Annotated in this window: 1 protein-coding gene; it reads left to right on the top strand. The window is 68.7% G+C overall.

Going from position 1 to position 818, the window contains the following annotated elements:
• Positions 1-818, top strand: an 818-nt coding sequence (locus HPS01S_RS21385; protein WP_443093511.1) for a DinB/UmuC family translesion DNA polymerase, incomplete at both ends; no start/stop codon positions are given.

The raw sequence follows: 818 nt of genomic DNA on the forward strand, positions 1-818 counted from the left end.
GGCTGCACGGTGTGCGCGGCGACCTGGTGGCGCGTGGCCGCAAGGTGCGCGAGCGCATCCTGCAGTGGACGGGTATCCCGACCTGCATCGGCATGGCGCCCACCAAGACGCTGGCCAAGCTGGCCAACCACATCGCCAAGACCGCCGAGCGCAAGCCGGGCAGCTACCCCAAGGAGCTGGCCCAGGTGTTCAATCTGGCCACCCTGCCCGCCCAGGACCTGGACGACGTGCTGCAGGCGACCGACGTGGGGGATGTCTGGGGTGTGGGTCCGCGCATCTCGGAGCAGCTCAGGGAATGCGGCATCCGCACAGTGCTGGACCTGACCCGAATGGACCCGGCGACGGCGCGCCGCGGCTGGAGCGTGACCCTGGAGAAGACGGTGCGCGAGCTGCAGGGGCAACCGTGCATCGATCTGGACGATGCCCCGGGCCCGAAGCAGCAGATCGCCTGCACACGCTCGTTCGGCAAGCCGGTCCACCAGCTCGGACCGCTGATCGAGGCCGTGAGCGAGTTTGCGGCGCGGGCGGCGGAGAAGCTGCGGAAACAAAACTGCCTGGCCACCGAGCTGCTGGTGTTCATGCACACCTCCCCCTACCGACCTGGTCCCCAGTGCTCGCGCAGTGTGGTGGTGCCGCTGCGCAGACCGACCGACGACACGCTGGCGCTGTCCAAGGCCGCGGCCGATGGCATGCGGTTCATGTACGTCGCCGGCTACCAGTTCATCAAGGCGGGCGTCATCTTGATCGATTTGCAGCCGGCCAGCGTGCAACAGAGGGAGCTGGATCTGGGCGACCCGAACGAGCCGCCGGCCACGCGC

Source organism: Hydrogenophaga pseudoflava NBRC 102511 (assembly GCF_001592285.1).
In the GTDB taxonomy this organism is placed as follows: Bacteria; Pseudomonadota; Gammaproteobacteria; order Burkholderiales; family Burkholderiaceae_C; genus Hydrogenophaga; species Hydrogenophaga pseudoflava.